This is a genomic window from Pseudoalteromonas sp. T1lg22 (assembly GCF_002964645.1).
In the GTDB taxonomy this organism is placed as follows: domain Bacteria; phylum Pseudomonadota; class Gammaproteobacteria; order Enterobacterales; family Alteromonadaceae; genus Pseudoalteromonas.
Genome location: NZ_PQBY01000006.1, coordinates 146455 through 162842, shown reverse-complemented (window position 1 = coordinate 162842; position 16388 = coordinate 146455). Strand labels below are relative to the sequence as shown.

The following is a 16388-nucleotide window of genomic DNA, read 5'->3' as shown; positions in this document are numbered from 1 at the left end:
ACCTTACAAATCAAAGCGGTCGGCATCCATTACCTGGCACCAGGCCTTGATAAAATCGTGCACAAAGCGGTGTTTGTTATCGTCCTGAGCGTAAAACTCCGCGTAGGCGCGCAGTACCGAGTTGGAGCCAAAGATTAAATCGACCCGGGTCGCCGTCCATTTGGCTACCTCGGTTTCGCGGTCAACCAGATCGTAAAGGCCGTCGCTGCGCGGCTGCCAACGATAGGCCATATCGGTGAGGTGAACAAAGAAGTCATTGCTTAAAACGCCCACGCTGCTGGTAAAGACGCCATGTTCGCTGCCGCCGTAGTTGGCGCCGAGTACGCGCATACCGCCGACCAGCGCCGTCATTTGTGGTGCCGTCAGGCCCATAAGTTGGGCACGGTCGAGCAGCAGCTCCTCGGCGGACACCGCATAGTCCTGTTTTAACCAGTTGCGAAAGCCATCGGCTATGGGCTCTAAGGGCGCAAAGGACTCTACGTCCGTCATTTCAATACTTGCATCGCCGCGACCCGGCGAGAAGGGCACGCTGGTGGCAACGCCAGCGGCATGGGCTGCTTGCTCCACCGCTGCACAGCCGCCAAGCACGATTAAATCCGCCAGACTGATGGGTTTACTCAGCTCTTTTTGTAATTTTTCCAGTGCTTCTAGAACACGCTCAAGGCGTGCCGGCTCGTTGCCCGGCCAATGCTTTTGTGGTGCTAAGCGAATGCGGGCACCGTTGGCGCCGCCGCGATGGTCTGAGCCGCGATAGGTGCGGGCGCTGTCCCAGGCGGTGGTGATCAAGTCGCTGTGACTGATACCACAATCGAGCAGCTTGACCTTAAGCTCATCTATTTCATGATTGCTAAGAATGTAATTCACCGCGGGGATGGGATCTTGCCAGATCAGATCCTCATGGGGCACATCGGCGCCTAAATAACGGGCTTTGGGGCCGAGATCCCTGTGTGTTAGCTTAAACCAGGCGCGGGCGAAAACCTGGCTGAAGTAGTCAAAGTCCTTGGCGAAGCGCTCAATGATCTGACGATAACTGGGGTCCATCTTCATCGCCATATCCGCGTCTGTCATAATCGGGTTGTGGCGAATGCTGGGGTCTTCGGCATCGACGGGTTTGTCTTCTTCTTTAATATTGATGGGTTCCCACTGCCAGGCGCCGGCCGGGCTTTTTTTCGACTCCCACTCATAGTTCAACAGCAAATAACAATAGCCGTTGTCCCAACGGGTAGGGTGGCTGGTCCAGGCGCCTTCCAAGCCCGAGGTGACCGTATCGGCACCGATACCGCGCTGAGTATGGTTATTCCAACCTAGTCCTTGTTCGCTGATATCGGCGGCTTCGGGCTCAGGCCCTAATTGGTTGGCATCGCCGTTACCATGCGCCTTACCTACGGTGTGGCCGCCCACGGTTAGGGCCGCGGTCTCTTCATCATTCATGGCCATGCGGGCGAAGGTTTCACGCACTTGTGCCGCGGTTTTCAGCGGATCCGGCTGGCCGTTGACCCCTTCGGGATTGACATAGATAAGCCCCATTTGTACCGCCGCTAAGGGGTTTTCCATGGTCTCGGGCTGAGCAACATCTTCGTAGCGTGCATCACTTGGCGCCAACCATTCCTTTTCTGCGCCCCAATAGACGTCTTTTTCCGGGTGCCAAATATCTTCGCGACCGCCGGCAAAACCAAAGGTTTTTAAGCCCATGGACTCATAGGCCATATTGCCGGCAAGAATGATCAAGTCGGCCCAGGATAAACGGTTGCCGTATTTCTTCTTAATAGGCCAGAGCAGACGCCGGGCCTTGTCGAGGTTGGCGTTATCCGGCCAGGAATTAAGTGGGGCAAAGCGTTGATTGCCTGTGCCGGCGCCGCCACGGCCATCGGCAATGCGGTAAGTGCCAGCAGCATGCCAGGCCATACGGATCATCAAGCCGCCATAATGTCCCCAATCCGCTGGCCACCAAGGCTGGCTATGGACCATAAGGGCTTTAAGGTCTTGCTTGACCGCTTCGAGATCCAGCTTTAAAAACTCTGCGCCGTAGTCGAAGTCCTTGTCATAGGGGGTGGATTTACCATCGTGCTGATGGAGGATGTCGAGATTGAGGGTCTTTGGCCACCAAGCTGTGTTGGCCTCGGCGTTATGGGTCAGACCGCCGTGCATTACGGGACACTTAGTCATTAGGGGTTCCTTTTTAGTAATCAAAATCTGGACTACATCCAACAGCGGTCATAGATGAAGCAAGAAAGTGTAATTACTCAAGTGTAGCCAATAGAGGCTCTAAGTGTGGGTTATTAATCAATAAAAACCACAGCCTAATGAGATATTTCTGCGCAGCGACCAGGGCCAGCCTGTGCTATGTTTACGAAGGTAATGGCCCTAGGTATTTTGGCTGCAGCGAGATAATAAAAAGCGGCGTACAAGTGTTCGCTAAAATAAATCAGCCTATGTATAATGCCGGCCAATCTCGAAAGTTGGAGTTAATTGTGCTGGCATTGTTACGCTTGTTGGTGATTGCGGTATTTATTCCTTGTAGTTTTATTGCAGGTTTTTTGTTGTGCCTGGTGCGTCCGTTTCATGGTGATAACGTGCGGGTGATAGGTAGTTGGTATGCATCTATGTCACGTATATTTGGCGTTAAACTAGTGATCGAAAAAGACGAGTCAATCATCAGTGGCGAGCCGGCTGTGTATATCGCCAACCATCAAAATAACTATGATATTTTCTTCTTGCCGGGGGCTTTGCAGCGCAATACGGTAAGCCTGGGTAAAAAGAGCCTCAAGTGGATCCCCTTCTTTGGTCAGCTGTACTGGCTCTCGGGCAATATCCTTATCGACCGTGGTAATCGTAAAAAAGCCATGGCGACCATTACTAAGACTACGGAAAAGCTTAAAAAGGGCGGTTTGTCTCTGTGGATGTTTCCCGAAGGCACACGCAGCTATGGTCGTGGCCTGCTGCCCTTTAAAACTGGCGCTTTTCATACCGCCGCCAATGCCAATATTCCTGTGATCCCCGTGGTGATGAGTGATACCCATAAATGTATTAAGTTAAACCGCTGGGATAATGGTACTATCTACATCAAAATGTTAGCACCACAGCTGTTAGACGCATCCATGAGTGTTCGCCAATATGCCGATCACTTCCATGAGGTGATGAACGAAACGCTGACACAATTAAATGAGAGAAACTAAATGGAAAACTGGCGCGAAATAAGCGAAGAAATTGTTGAGTCTCTACTTGAAGACGGCTCCAACCCTGAACTCCTGTATGAAGTTGAGCACCACTTTGTGTGTGAAGACTTTGCCGCGCTGGAGAATGCCGCCTTGGCCGCCTTTAAACTGGGTTATGATGTAGAAGAGCCGGCTGAGCTGGAACTTGAAGAAGGCGGTACCATTTGGGGCTTTGATGTAGTGGTTGAGTGTGAACTTAACACAGATGCTATCATGGAAGACGTGGATAAGCTGGCGGCCATCGCCGAGCAAAACCAGGTCGAATACGATGGCTGGGGCACCTACTTCCAAGAGTAAAGGTGGTTTAGCCACTTTTTTATTGTAGGTCGGTCTTTAGGCCGACAAAGGAATAAAATTGGTTAAATTTGTCGACGCAGAGCATCGACCTACAGCCGACAAAAGGGCACATCATCTCTCCTTGTCGGCGTAGAGCCTCACCTACACGCCGACAAAAGATAAACCCGCGCCACATTGTCGACGCAAAGCATCGACCTACAAGGCTATAGCCTCTCCTATAACATCAGCCGATGTCCTTATGCCAATTCTTTTCTATAAACTTCAGAAGTCCTTGGCGTATAAATGGCCTTAACTTGGGCTTTTATCCGCGCACTCAGTCGAGTTTTCAGCTTAACCCTAAGCCAGGCGCCAGCTAAGCAACAGGCGACCAGAGAAAACCACAACAGAGATCCTAAGTGGCTATGTAGAGCCAGGACACAACACCCTAAACTAGCTAGCTGACTCAGCATGGCTAGCAGCCAATACCTGCCTATGGGGTTATCGCTTTGTCCGTGGAGCGTGCAAGCACAATAACTGGCGCATAAAAAGGCATAGACGCCGATGGTGCATAATAAAAAGGCCGCGCCGATAAGGGCAATAACGTAAGGCATAGTCAGCTCGGGAAATTGATCATGGCATCAGTGTAACCCCTTGGTTTATTTAGTCAATACAAATGAGAATTGTTATCAAGCGGTGTTTGTGAGGACATACCAGTGTTAATTTGGTTGCAAAAATGCTCAATTACGCACCTAAATTACGCGTTGTTAACCATAATTAACAGATTTTTATCATTGAATAATGTACTGTGTGCCGGTTAAATAAATAACAATGAGAATGAAGTATGCAATTTAAAAAGACCCTTTTAGCGGCATCATTGGCGCTATTATCAACCGAATCTTTTGCCGCTGCCTTCCAGTTGGCAGAGCAGAATGTCTCAGGCCTGGGCCGTGCCTACGCCGGTGAAGCGGCGGTTGCAGATGACGCTTCTGTGGTTGCTCGCAACCCAGCGCTTATGTCGCAGTTCGATAAGGCGCAGCTAAGCATTGCCGCCATGTATGTAAAGCCGGACGTAAGCCTTGAAGGTGAAAGCACCAACAATGGCCTTGACGCCGATGTACTTGATGACAGCAGTATCGCTCCAAGCGCAGTGATCCCGGCGGGCTACTTTACTATGCCGCTGAACGAGCAGGTTAGCCTGGGCTTTGGCGTATTCTCAAACTTCGGCCTGTCTACCGAGTTTGCTGAAGATTATGCCGCCGGTCAAATTGCCGGTGAAACCGAAATCGTGACCATTAACACCAATGTGTCGGTTGCTTATCAGCTTGATGAGGCCTGGACCCTGGCCTTGGGTGTGAACCATATTTATGCCGATGCTAAGGTTAAGCGTACCTTGGGTGCTAACCCACTTGGTGCCCCTGCCAGCCTTGAAGCGGCGCACCTTGAGGGTGACGACACAGGTTTTGGTTGGAACCTAGGTGTGGCTTACAGCCTGGATGAAAATAATCGTTTAGGTTTCCACTACCGTAGCGAAACCGACCTGACCTTTGACGGTGAATACCGCAATTCGCTTCCTGCCGCCTTTGGTGGTCTTGAGGGCCGCGAGCTGCCAGGTTCTCTTGAGCTAACTCTGCCTGCGATCGCCGAGTTCTCTGGCTCACATCAGTTGAACAAGGAATACGGCCTGCACTACAGCCTAGTATGGACCGGCTGGAGCAGCTTCGACAAGCTGGAAGCCTTTGTACCAGGCATTGATCAGCCTGTGTTTGCTAAGCAGGAAGACTTCTCAGATTCAATTCGTGTTTCTGTAGGTGGCGATTACCAGCTAAATGAGCAGTGGAAATTGCGTGCCGGTTTAGCCTTTGACGAGTCACCTGTATCACAACAGCATCTGTCAATTTCTATCCCGGATACTGACCGCTTCTGGTTCTCATTCGGCGCCGAATGGCAGCTGGACGAAGCCTCAAGTGTTGACCTGGGTGCCAGCATCATCCGTGGTAAGAAACAAGACTTCGTTGAGAGCGACGCGTTTGGTCAGCAATGGGGCTTTGAGTCAGAAGGTAATGCCTACCTATTCGGTGCTCAGTACAACTACAGCTTCTAAGCTCAGTTGCTATCTTGATAAGAATAAGCCAAGCATTTGCTTGGCTTTTTTTATGGGAGCCGTTCTTCTGGCTTGGCGCTTCATGGTCTGTTCATTAAACATTGTTAGGCTAACAAAAAAAATAAAAGGGATATTGGTATGAAGACCTACTTATGTGTTGCCGTAATCGGCCTTAGCCTAGTGACGGGAATGGCGAACGCCAAAGAACATCATGACAAGGGTAAAGGCAAAGGCTCTCTACCACCTGGTCTGCAAAAGAAAGTCGATAACGGCGGCTCATTGCCTCCGGGTTGGCACAAAAAATATCGCCAGGGTGACATTCTTGATTATGATATTTATCGCCGTGGTCGAGTGATCGATACCCATGGCCATGATGGTGTTATTTCAATTGAAGTGGATAACCGCATTATTCGCTTAATTAAAAATACTCGAGAAATTGTTTCAATCCTAGGTCACTAAGACTTTAGATGGGATAACAAGAACGCGAGCTTAGGCTCGCGTTTTTTTGTGCCGATACAAAAAGTTAATGCCATGGGGAAATGTACTGCGATTTAATGTAGATTGTTGTGGGGATGTGTTAGAACAATTCAATTTCCGCATAATTAAATGTAAGAATAAAAAAATCCAGTCAAGAAGATAAAAGGGAAGGCTCATTTTTGAGCTTTATTAGGGAAATAAAAATGATAAAAAATGTAGTTATTTTAGCCTTGGTGTTAGCTTTATTTGGCGCTTATGTTCTGGGCCAGAGGTCATCAGAGCCTGCATTATTAGAAAGCCCCAGCACAGCTATTGATATCAAAAATGAGCAATCAAAATCCAGCGTCTTAACGGATAATACGCAAGCTGACTCAACTGTCGAAACTCATCATAAAGAAACTGCACAGAGTCATAAGCCTGCGGATATAAAAAAAGAATTATGTGATGAATTATCGCCTGAAAATCAATGCATTCTGATTCCAGGTCTAGATATTCAAGAGCATATTTTCGATAAAAATACAGGTAATGCTAAGGCGCAACAAATATCCTGGGTTTTGAGAGCAAATGATTTCCCTACTTTTTTGGAGAAACTATCTCTAAATAAAAACAAACCAGAAAGTTACATCGCAGAACAAAAGCTCAATGAGAGCCTCTACAGCAACCAAGCAAATTATCCAGGTATCAACAGCAGTGACATTGCATGCAGTGATTCAATATGTGCTTTTAGTGTCACCTACTCGGAAGATGAATCTTGGAATGGATTCAGCAAAGATTTCTTCTCCGCAGATAACTCTTTGATCGGAAATTTATTTATTCAACAATTGATGCAAGAAAACGGTCAATATGAAAGCCGCGTTATGTTTTTACCTGGAAACACCCAAGGAGTGATAAGGTAAAATTAAGTTCTCACAGCACGTACTTTATTTCGGCGTTGTATTTCTTATCGACGGCGCGTTGTCGTCGAGTATGCGCACTTCTCTTTGTGGGAATGGGATCTCGATATTGTGCTCTCGCAGTGTTTCAAAAACGATCAGCAGCAGATCGCCACCGACACGGTTTTTGCCGTCATCTATGCCGAACATCCAGAACTCGACGAACATATTCACACCAAAATCTCCGAATGAGTCGATTTCACAATCGGGACGCTCTTCAAAGGGGATATCCTCGCCGCTGATCACTTGAGGGTGCTCGGCCACGGCTTCTTTGATTATCTCGCACATGGCCCGGATATCGGTTTTATAAGCGACGCTAAAGTCGATGCGATAGCGCTGCTTGGGGTCCTTGTGGGTCCAGTTGGTCATCAGGGAATTGATAAACTTTTCATTGGGGACGAGTATGTCTTTGCCGTCATAGGTTTCTAACACCGTATAACGCATGCGAAACTCGCGGACAAAACCCTTGCTGCCGTCTTCTAGTTCTATAAAGTCGCCTATGGTTAATGAGCGATCCACCAGGATAATAATGCCGGAAATGAAATTTGAGGCAATCGTTTGCAGGCCTAACCCCAGGCCCACACCCAAGGCGCCACCGAATACCGCAAGTGCCGTAAGGTTGATACCCATAATGTTGAGCAGCAGCAGAAAACCAACACAGAAGAGGGCGACTTCAAACACCTTGGTGAAGACTTCCTTGGTGGTGACATCCAACTTTTTTTGATTACGGATCAGCTTCTTGCCCGTCATTCTAAAGGCCTTGCCGAGCCAAAACAGGATCACGCCAAACACCAATACCCGGCCTATGCCATAAAAAGACACCTCAACATTACCTACTGTGATGGCGATTGTTTCCAGCACGGCGATAATATGCGGGAGTATCCCTACCAGATGCAGGAACACCAGGGGGAGCACCACCCAGCGCATAAAGGCGGCAATATGTTCGCCGTCTACCACGGCGCGAATAACCGTGTTTAAAAACAGCAGCACGGCGATAATTAACACCGCATTGATTAACCAGGTATCAATCTCATATTGCTCCCCTAGGAGTAAGGACAGCGTTAGAAATGAAATGGCGAGCATGGGAAAGACCACCGCCAGTAGTTTATTAACTACAAATTCCAATGCATGGCTTGGGCTTGCCGAGGGCTCTTTCACGGGCGTGACCTTTCTACGGAGCTTGGCGGCGATGAGAAAGGAGCACAAATAGATGGTTAGAACTATAGATAACTGGATCAGGAAACCCGTGCTGGTGAGCGCGTCCTGTGCGACAACAAAATACTCATTCATTGTCTGAGTCAGGGGCTCGGTCGTCATGTTCAAGATGTTCGCAGTATCTTTTGTTGCCGCCATATTTATTTTACTTTATCAATCAATGCACTTTGATAGTAACTATAAGCCAATAATTCAGCTCTAAAATGACAAACCGTAAAAATAAAAAACAAGAAGCGAAATAGCTTTTTCTTCGCCCATAAAAAAACGCGAGCTGGGCTCGCGTTTTTCGGCTTAACCAAAAGGCCAATTACAGGCTTTCGATTTTCGCTTTTTGCTCAAGCAGTTTGGCTTTTGCTTCACTGTACTCGGCCAGTTTCGACTTTTCTTTGTCCAGTACCGCTTCAGGCGCGTTGCTGACGAACTTCTCGTTCGCTAGCTTCTTCTCAACCTGTTCCAGGCCTTTTTGTGCCTTCTCAAGTTGCTTGGCGATACGGGCAAGCTCGGCGTCAACATCAATCAGACCCGCCATAGGGATCATGATCTCAAGTTGGCCAACAAGTGCCGTGGCACAGGCTGGAGCTTCATCGGCGCTTGCAAGTACGGTTACTTCTTCAAGCTTCGCCAGCGAGCTTAGGAAGGTACGGTTTTCTTCCAGACGACGGGTGTCTTCGCTACCGGCATTGGCCAATAATACATTCAGTGGCTTGCTTGGGCTGATGTCCATTTCACCGCGGATGTTACGAATGGCAACGATGAATTGCTTCAGCCACTCCAGGTCGGCCATGGCCGTTGCATCTACCTTGCTTTCATCAAACTGCGGGAAGGCTTGCAGCATGATGGTATTGGCTTCCATACCCGCGATTGGCGCTACACGCTTCCAGATGGTTTCTGTGATGTAAGGCATCAATGGGTGCATCAGGCGCAGCAGGCCTTCAAGTACGGTGATCAGCGTATGACGCGTACCACGTTGCTGTACTTCGTTACCCTTGAATAATACCGGCTTGGTAAGTTCTAAGTACCAGTCACAGAACTGGTTCCAAGTGAACTCATAGATGGTATTGGCAGCCAGGTCAAAACGATAGTTATCCAGATGCTCGGTGAAGGTTTTCACCGTTTGCTGGAACTGACCCTGGATCCAACGATCCGCCAGCGAGTATTCGCGCTCAGCATCGTTAAAGCCACAATCCTGCTCTTCGGTATTCATCAGCACGTAACGGCTGGCGTTCCAAAGCTTGTTACAGAAGTTACGGTAACCCTCAAGACGGTTCATGTCCCAGTTGATATCACGGCCGGTTGAAGCCATGGCCGCCAGAGTGAAGCGCAGCGCATCCGTACCGTGCGGCTCAATGCCATCGGCGAATGTCTTACGGGTGTTTTCCTCAATCTTCTGTGCCAGCTGCGGCTGCATCATGTTGCCGGTACGCTTGGTAACCAGGCTTTCAAGATCGATACCGTCGATCATGTCTAACGGGTCAAGCACGTTACCTTTTGATTTTGACATCTTGTCGCCGTTCTCATCACGGATAAGACCGGTCACGTAAACTGTTTTAAATGGCACTTGCGCTTTACCGTCTTCGTCTTTGATGAAGTGCATGGTCATCATGATCATACGCGCAACCCAGAAGAAGATGATGTCGAAGCCGGTAACCAGGACATTAGACGGATGGAATACTTTTAGATCTTCAAGGTTATTCGGCCAGCCCAGTGTCGAGAAGGTCCATAGCGCCGATGAGAACCAGGTATCAAGTACGTCATCGTCTTGAGTCAGTGTTACGTCACTGCTCAAGTTGTTGTCGCGGCGCACTTCGGCTTCATCGCGGCCAACATAGACGTTACCTTCGTTGTCATACCATGCCGGGATACGGTGACCCCACCAAAGCTGACGTGAGATACACCAGTCTTGAATATCGCGCATCCAGGCGAAGTACATGTTCTCGTATTGCTTAGGAACGAATTGGATATCGCCGTCTTCAACCGCTTTGATCGCAGGCTCAGCAAGAGGCGCAACGCGCACATACCATTGGTCTGTAAGCAGTGGCTCGATGATCACGCCCGAGCGGTCACCGTAAGGTACGGTCAGGCTGTGGTCGTCGATTTTTTCAAGCAGACCGGCTTGCTCAAACTCTTCAACAACCTTGGTGCGGGCATCGAAACGGTCAAGGCCGTGGAAACGCTCTGGAAGAGGTGCATCCAGCTCAAGAGGCTTGCCGTCGAAGGTGAAGGTTTCACCTTCGCTAAGAATCGCCGCATCCTTGTCGAATACGTTGATCATAGGCAACTGATGACGCTTGCCCACTTCGTTATCGTTGAAGTCGTGTGCCGGGGTGATTTTTACACAGCCCGTGCCTTTTTCCATATCGGCGTGCTCGTCGGCAACGATAGGAATGCGACGGTTGACGATAGGAAGCAGAATTTCTTTACCGATAAGGTCCTGGTAGCGCTCGTCATCCGGGTTTACTGCAACACCTGTGTCGCCCAGCATGGTTTCAGGACGGGTTGTTGCAACAACGATATAGTCTTTACCATCTTGGGTTTTAACGCCATCCGCCAGCGGGTAGCGCAGGTTCCACATATGGCCTTGCTTGTCTTTGTTCTCTACTTCTAGGTCAGAGATGGCGGTGTGTAGTTTCGGGTCCCAGTTAACCAGGCGCTTACCACGGTAGATCAGGTCGTCCTTGTACAGGCGAACGAAAACTTCTTTAACCGCTTCCGACAGACCGTCGTCCATGGTGAAACGCTCACGGTCCCAATCAACAGAGGCGCCAAGGCGACGCAGTTGCTTGGTGATGGTGCCACCTGATTGCTCTTTCCATTCCCAGATCTTGTCGATAAAGGCGTCACGGCCCAGGTCATGGCGAGTTTTACCTTCTTCCGCGGCCAGCTTGCGCTCTACAACCATTTGCGTGGCTATACCGGCATGGTCGGTACCTACCTGCCATAGGGTGTTGTTGCCCTGCATGCGCTTAAAGCGAATAAGGGTATCCATGATGGTGTCTTGGAACGCGTGGCCCATATGCAGGCTACCTGTGACGTTCGGTGGTGGGATCATGATTGAGTATGCATCGCCTTCGCCACTTGGTTTGAAGTAGCCGTTTTCTTCCCACTCTTGATAGAGGGATTGTTCAATATCTTGCGGATTGTAGGTTTTATCCATTGCCCAGGACCTTTAAATTCTATCTAAACTTTTTGTGTGCTTAGCTGCGCGCCAATATCGCGAAGCTGCTTGTATTTTGCTCGTGCCATTTGTTTGCGTCGCTCATCGGCGGGCACAAAATCTAAAATGGTGTCGAAGCGGCGTATAAAATCGGGCACCGTGGAGGCTAAATTAATTAGCACAGTGCGCTTGGCAACCGGCGGTGTTTGTCCAATTTCTACGGCGGCGCCGCCACGAGAGCCTTCGCCTTGAAGGTTGTGGGGCACAAAACTATCGGCGTCAAACGCCCATAAATGTTGGTCGATAAGGTGCGCATCGTCACGGTTATCAACAAAAATAAATACCCTTTTGCCCTGGCGGTATTGCTCCGCTGCGAGGCGGGCACCAAGATCAAAATGAGCCGGCACGTCATGGTCCGGCTCATCGGTATTTTCTAGCAGGTAAAATAACGCGTGCATTGCGTCCTCTACGCGGCTCGTTAATGCGCCAATTTTGCCACAATCGGCAGTTTGCATCAATGAATAAGCCCCTATAAAAGGGGCTTAACAGTACTAAGGCTGATTAATCGGGAAGATTAATCTTGCGGGTTTTCTGAAACGCCAGCGCGATTAATCAAATACTGGGTCAGCATAGGCACAGGACGACCGGTTGCGCCCTTATTTTTGCCGCCACTACGCCAGGCCGTACCGGCGATATCCAGGTGAGCCCAGTTGTATTTCTTGGTGAATTTAGACAAGAAACACGCCGCCGTGATGGTACCGGCTGCACGACCACCCAGGTTGGTGAAATCGGCAAATGGGCTGTCCAGCTGCTCGTGGTAGTCATCCCACAATGGCAACTGCCAAGCGCGGTCGCCACTTTGCTCACCGGCTTTAAGCAGGTCATGGGCCAGCGGGTTGTGGTTTGACAGCATACCGGTAGCATGGGCACCTAAGGCGATAATACAAGCGCCTGTTAGGGTGGCCACATCGATAACAGTGTCTGGGTCGAAGGCTTCAACATAGGTCAGCGCGTCACACAGTACCAAACGGCCTTCGGCGTCTGTGTTAAGTACCTCAACGGTTTGCCCCGACATGGTAGTAAGAATGTCACCCGGGCGATAGGCATTGCTGCCCGGCATGTTTTCACAGCCGGCTAATACGCCAATCACATTAATGGGTAGATTCATCTCGGCGATAGAGCGCATGGTGCCGATAACACCGGCGGCGCCGCCCATATCGTATTTCATTTCATCCATGCCTTCGCCCGGCTTGATAGAAATACCGCCCGAGTCGAAGGTCAGGCCCTTACCCACAAGTACGATAGGTGCTGCATCTTCAACACCACCGTTGTAGTGGATCACCGACATCACAGATTCATTGGCGCTGCCGCGACCTACGGCCAGGTATGAGTGCATGCCCAGCTCTTCCATTTCTTTCTCGCCAACCAGATTCACCGTAACCTTGTCGAACTCGGTTTCCAGCGACTTGGCTTGTTCACCTAAATAACGCGGATTACAGATATTTGGCGGCATGTTGGCCACGTCTTTACATAGTTTGGCACCGGAAGCGATGGCCAGACCATGTTCGATGGCGCTTTCGCCTATGGTCAACTCGCGACGAGTTGGCACGTTGAAGACGATTTTACGTAGCGGTCGACGCGGGTCGCTCTTTTTGCTTTTTAATTCGTTGAAGGTGTACAGGCAATCCTGGGTAGTTTCTACCGCCTGGCGCACTTTCCAATAGGTATCGCGGCCCTTAACATGCTGCTCGGTTAAGAAACAAACGGCTTCCATCGCCCCGGTTTCGTTTAGGGTGTTGATGGTTTTGGAGATGATTTGTTTGTATTGTTTGTCATCAAGTTCGCGTTCTTTACCACAGCCAACCAGAAGTACGCGCTCACTTAAAACGTTAGGTACATGGTGCAGTAGCAGGGTTTGGCCTGGCTTGCCTTCAAGGTCGCCGCGACGCAAAAGATTCGAAATATAGCCTTCGCTGATCTGGTCCAGCTGCTCACCTATGGGTGATAATCGGCGTGGTTCATAAACACCCACCACGATACAGGCACTGCGCTGTTTCTCTGGACTTCCACTCTTTACGCTAAATTCCATTGTGACTCCTAATTAGAGGAATAATCGGTACTTCTGGCGTGTTGTTCAGCAACAGGCCGAGTAAGTACTTATAATATGCCAGTGAACTATTTACGTTTTACTCAATCCACTAAACTAAAGTGTAGACAATTACATGCCTTAGGTAGGATATTTGATCCGCTTGACATATAATAAAGTGACTAAAATAACTAGTTTACTCAAATTTTCCCACTATGCCAGTGAAACACGACGTTTTTAGGGGCGCACATTGCTGATTTTTAGATACTTAACCGCAGAAGTTTTGAAGTCGCAGGTGGCTGTTTTTGTTACCCTCATGACGATATTTGTGAGTCAAAAATTCGTTGTCATTTTAGGCGATGCCTCTGAGGGTAGTATTCCAGCAAAACTGGTGCTTTCTGTGGTTGCCTTAAAGTTGCCGCAACTGGCTTCCTTGATTCTCCCTCTAAGTATATTCCTAGGTATTATTCTCGCTTATAGCCGAGTGTATGCCGACAGCGAAATGACGGTTTTAAAGGCCTGTGGCGTCAGCGAATGGTATGTGGTGCGGGTGACCTTAATCTCCAGTACCGTGCTGGCCATCTTAGCCGGGGCCATGACCCTTTATCTGGCGCCCTGGGCCAGTGAAAAAGAGTATCAGTTGAAAGAGCGAGCCGAGGCTGAAGCCGGTTTGTCTGCTTTACGTGCCGGGCGCTTCCAGGAAACCGGTAACGAAAAAGCCGTGGTTTTTATCCATAACATCGACAACGGTGGTCGGGTGCTTAATCGTGTTTTTGTGGCCCAGTTGCTGCGCGGTGAAGATGTGCAAAAATCCTTGATCGTTTACGCCGATATGGGTCAGGTAGAAGAGCATGAAAATGGCGAACAGCAGCTTATCTTAAGCCAAGGCCAACGGGTGGAATTAAAAGATCAGGGGCTTGATTTACAACGCACCGAATTTGACAGTTATCAGGTGCAAATTCGCGACCAGGCCATAGAGCATAAGCGACGTAAGCTGGAAGCCGTGCCCACCTCTGAATTATTAAAACAAGATAGCAATGAGGCTGTGTCGCAATTCCAATGGCGCTTGGCCATTCCCTTATCTATTCCATTGCTGACCTTAATTGCGGTGCCGCTCAGTGTGGTTAATCCACGCCAGGGGAAGTTTGCCAAGTTGGTGCCCGCCATCGCCTTATATCTGGGTTACTTTATCTTGCTTAATGCCGCCAAGTTTGCCCTTGAAGACGGCAAGATCCCGGTCTCCGCAGGATTATGGTGGGTGCATTTAAGTGCTTTATTTATAGGTGCATTTTTGATTATTAAAGGACGCCCCCTGGGTGCCTGGCTGCGCGCCAGCTTTAAGCGCAGAGGTGCCACAGCATGAAAACATTAGACTGGTATCTAGGGCGCAGCATATTACAAACCACAGGGTTTGCCTTGCTGGTCTTGGTGGGTATTAGCACCCTGATCAAGTTTATCGAACAATTGAAGTCGGTGGGGCGGGGCAGTTATGACATCATAGACGCCATGCTCTACACCCTGTACAGCATCCCCGGTGATGTGGTGGTTTTCTTCCCCATGGCGGCACTGATCGGCGGCTTGACGGGTTTAGGTGCACTTGCATCTAACAGCGAGTTGGTGGTGATGCAGGCCGCCGGTATGTCGCGTCTGCAAGTAATTGGTTCGGTAATGAAAACCTGCCATAGTGATGGCCCTACTTATGATGGCCATGGCCGAGTGGGGCGTGCCCAAGGCGGAGCAAACCGCTAAGCAGCTGCGTTCACAAGCCATATTCGGGGGGGAAGTTTTCAGCGCCCAACAAGGGGTCTGGGCCAAAGATGGCGATGTCTTTATAAATATTGAGGACGTTGATCAACAAGGCCAGCTAAACGGCATTCGCATGTATCATTTTGATAAGGAACTGCAATTGCAGCAGGTAACCTTTGCGGCCAATGGTTTCAGCCGTGACGGCGGTTGGATGCTGCGTGATGTAAGAACCCTGCATATGTCGGAGCAGCAAATTAGCGAGCAGTCTCAGGACGAATACTTTTATGCCTCGCAGCTAACTTCAGAGAAGCTGGGCGTGGTGTCGGTGAAGCCGGAAACCCTGTCTTTTACCGGCCTTTGGTCTTATTTGCAGTATCTAAAGCAAAATGATCAGGATACCAGCACCTATGAACTCGCCTTGTGGCGCAAGATCATGCAACCGGTGGCGCTTGGGGTGATGTTACTGGTGGCACTGTCGTTTATCTTTGGGCCGCTGCGTACCGTGACCATGGGCGCGCGCATCGTTATGGGGGTGATCACGGGTATCGTATTCCACCTCACCGACCGCATTTTTGGGCCGATAGTATCTGTTTATCAGATCCCAGCCTTTATCGGTGCGGTACTGCCGAGCCTGCTCTTTATCATTTTTGCCAGTTATCTACTCAAACGCCGCAATTAAAGCTACTGCGCTCACAATTACGGTGTTAAAAATGGTCTCAATGTCCTCATTTACTCTATGTAAACTGCGGCATTTTGACCATTTTTGCCTTGTACTTGCCGCGCTCGTCACGCTTAATTATTTTGGCTGATTCTGCCTAAACGCATCCTGCTCTTTGTTGCTCGCTGTTTATACCAATTCTGTTAAGTATGTGATCAGATATAGCGCTGGATAAATGAGATGATCACAAGGCGGAATTTTTCTTATGTAGTTATTCTACATAGAAAAATTCCAACACAGTGAGCATGATATTTAGCCCACTAGAATGATTAGCTATTTAAGTGAATTGGTATTACATAGCGCTGCTATGCTACACAACGAGCGCCGCGATCAGAAAGCGTTTAGATTGAATGAAAGAGCCGTTACAGGTCGGCGCGTTGCGCCGTCAAGGTGCCAATGATGCTCTATTGTAGGTCGGTGCTTTGCGCCGACAAAGGAAGATTGGTGTTCTATTGTCGGCCTGAAGGC

General features: G+C 49.4%; 11 protein-coding genes and 1 pseudogene. 7 read left to right on the top strand and 5 right to left on the bottom strand.

The window, feature by feature from the left end; all coding sequences use genetic code 11:
• Nucleotides 1-3 precede the first annotated feature (3 nt).
• Nucleotides 4-2166: a catalase/peroxidase HPI gene (gene katG / locus C2M24_RS02955; protein ID WP_105213261.1), complete on the bottom strand. Its 2163-nt coding sequence runs from the start codon at nucleotides 2164-2166 to the stop codon at nucleotides 4-6.
• 305 nt (nucleotides 2167-2471) lie between these two features.
• Here katG and C2M24_RS02950 point away from each other — a divergent pair, with 305 nt between their 5' ends.
• From C2M24_RS02950 to C2M24_RS02925, 5 genes are all read left to right on the top strand, one after another.
• Nucleotides 2472-3176, top strand: a complete 705-nt coding sequence (locus C2M24_RS02950; protein ID WP_105199766.1) for a 1-acylglycerol-3-phosphate O-acyltransferase — start codon at nucleotides 2472-2474, stop codon at nucleotides 3174-3176.
• Entirely contained in the window at nucleotides 3177-3512 is a 336-nt protein-coding gene (gene rraB, locus C2M24_RS02945) for a ribonuclease E inhibitor RraB (RefSeq protein WP_105213260.1), read from the top strand. It begins immediately after the preceding gene.
• Between the two features lie 820 nt (nucleotides 3513-4332).
• Nucleotides 4333-5592, top strand: a complete 1260-nt coding sequence (locus C2M24_RS02935; protein ID WP_105213259.1) for an outer membrane protein transport protein — start codon at nucleotides 4333-4335, stop codon at nucleotides 5590-5592.
• A gap of 138 nt (nucleotides 5593-5730) precedes the next feature.
• The gene (locus C2M24_RS02930; protein WP_105199632.1) at nucleotides 5731-6051 is read left to right on the top strand and encodes a hypothetical protein; all 321 of its coding nucleotides are present in this window, start codon (nucleotides 5731-5733) and stop codon (nucleotides 6049-6051) included.
• 221 nt (nucleotides 6052-6272) lie between these two features.
• Nucleotides 6273-6965: a hypothetical protein gene (locus tag C2M24_RS02925; protein ID WP_105213258.1), complete on the top strand. Its 693-nt coding sequence runs from the start codon at nucleotides 6273-6275 to the stop codon at nucleotides 6963-6965.
• A gap of 24 nt (nucleotides 6966-6989) precedes the next feature.
• Here the strand turns inward: C2M24_RS02925 and C2M24_RS02920 are convergent, their stop codons facing one another.
• From C2M24_RS02920 to pepA, 4 genes are all read right to left on the bottom strand, one after another.
• Complete coding sequence (locus C2M24_RS02920; protein WP_105199767.1) at nucleotides 6990-8318, bottom strand: mechanosensitive ion channel family protein; 1329 nt, start codon at nucleotides 8316-8318, stop codon at nucleotides 6990-6992.
• A gap of 205 nt (nucleotides 8319-8523) precedes the next feature.
• Nucleotides 8524-11370, bottom strand: coding sequence for a valine--tRNA ligase (locus tag C2M24_RS02915; protein ID WP_105213257.1), 2847 nt, complete (start codon nucleotides 11368-11370; stop codon nucleotides 8524-8526).
• A gap of 23 nt (nucleotides 11371-11393) precedes the next feature.
• A complete protein-coding gene (locus C2M24_RS02910; RefSeq protein WP_105199768.1) occupies nucleotides 11394-11828 on the bottom strand; it encodes a DNA polymerase III subunit chi in 435 nt (144 codons plus the stop codon).
• Nucleotides 11829-11944: 116 nt separating this feature from the next.
• Nucleotides 11945-13459: a leucyl aminopeptidase gene (gene pepA, locus C2M24_RS02905; RefSeq protein WP_105199635.1), complete on the bottom strand. Its 1515-nt coding sequence runs from the start codon at nucleotides 13457-13459 to the stop codon at nucleotides 11945-11947.
• 247 nt (nucleotides 13460-13706) lie between these two features.
• On the opposite strand from pepA, the gene lptF reads away from it, so the two are divergent.
• The gene (gene lptF, locus C2M24_RS02900) at nucleotides 13707-14819 is read left to right on the top strand and encodes an LPS export ABC transporter permease LptF (protein ID WP_105213256.1); all 1113 of its coding nucleotides are present in this window, start codon (nucleotides 13707-13709) and stop codon (nucleotides 14817-14819) included.
• Nucleotides 14816-15881, top strand: a pseudogene (gene lptG, locus C2M24_RS02895) (LPS export ABC transporter permease LptG). Before lptF ends, lptG begins: the two are co-directional and overlap by 4 nt.
• Nucleotides 15882-16388: the final 507 nt, after the last annotated feature.

What these genes read in the sequence shown, in the direction of transcription:
- C2M24_RS02930 (WP_105199632.1), top strand. Translation starts at nt 5,731, where the DNA reads ATGAAGACCTACTTATGTGTTGCCGTAATCGGCCTTAGCCTAGTGACG.
- C2M24_RS02925 (WP_105213258.1), top strand. Translation starts at nt 6,273, where the DNA reads ATGATAAAAAATGTAGTTATTTTAGCCTTGGTGTTAGCTTTATTTGGC.
- C2M24_RS02915 (WP_105213257.1), bottom strand. Translation starts at nt 11,370, where the DNA reads ATGGATAAAACCTACAATCCGCAAGATATTGAACAATCCCTCTATCAA.
- C2M24_RS02910 (WP_105199768.1), bottom strand. Translation starts at nt 11,828, where the DNA reads ATGCACGCGTTATTTTACCTGCTAGAAAATACCGATGAGCCGGACCAT.
- rraB (WP_105213260.1), top strand. Translation starts at nt 3,177, where the DNA reads ATGGAAAACTGGCGCGAAATAAGCGAAGAAATTGTTGAGTCTCTACTT.
- C2M24_RS02935 (WP_105213259.1), top strand. Translation starts at nt 4,333, where the DNA reads ATGCAATTTAAAAAGACCCTTTTAGCGGCATCATTGGCGCTATTATCA.
- C2M24_RS02920 (WP_105199767.1), bottom strand. Translation starts at nt 8,318, where the DNA reads ATGACGACCGAGCCCCTGACTCAGACAATGAATGAGTATTTTGTTGTC.
- pepA (WP_105199635.1), bottom strand. Translation starts at nt 13,459, where the DNA reads ATGGAATTTAGCGTAAAGAGTGGAAGTCCAGAGAAACAGCGCAGTGCC.
- katG (WP_105213261.1), bottom strand. Translation starts at nt 2,166, where the DNA reads ATGACTAAGTGTCCCGTAATGCACGGCGGTCTGACCCATAACGCCGAG.